This window comes from Rothia sp. HMSC065G12 (genome assembly GCF_001811455.1).
GTDB classification, from domain to species: Bacteria; Actinomycetota; Actinomycetes; order Actinomycetales; family Micrococcaceae; genus Rothia; species Rothia dentocariosa.
This window is the reverse complement of record NZ_KV804793.1, coordinates 1-579: the sequence shown is the minus strand read 5'-3', so window position 1 is coordinate 579 and position 579 is coordinate 1. Positions and strand designations below refer to the sequence as shown.

General features: G+C 63.9%; 1 protein-coding gene. It reads left to right on the top strand.

Annotated features, from left to right (window positions below):
* Positions 1-579 (top strand): recombinase RecJ (locus HMPREF2804_RS00425; protein ID WP_070626846.1); only part of this gene is annotated, 579 nt, incomplete at both ends.

Genomic DNA, 579 nt, shown 5'->3' with positions numbered 1-579 from the left:
ATTCAACGTTCCGCACAGCACTCACTCACTGCACTGTCGGACGAACTCACAAAGCTCAATCCCCGAGTTGAATTCGCACAAACCTATCCGGACGAAATTCAGGGTGCTTTCGAGAGTTCCGCAGACGCACTACACGCGGCGCTCATTGCCGCGCGCGATAACGGCTTCTGGGTCGGCATCGGAGTTGGCGAGCTGCACATTCCCCGATTCGCCGGGGCACTGGGAACGGTCAGCACGAACGACTGCGCCGGCGACGCCCTCGAATTCTCACGGCTCGCCGTGGAGGCGGCACGCACCGGCGCCCCCGCCCGCGGTATTGCGGTATCGGCACACAATCGCGCAGTCGCAGACATGGCTTCAGGGCTCACACGCCTGCTGTATCGGGTATGTTCCGACCGTACCGAGGCCGAATGGCGGGTCGTCGATCTACTGGTTCCCGGGGTCCGCGGGCAGCAGCGGGCAGTTGCACAGGCGCTCGGCATTACCACCCAAGCAGTCAGCCGCACGCTCATGCGCTCGCTCTGGCACGAAGAACAGGCGGCACGCCCGGCGGTACTCGACCTGCTCAACCGGCTGGAT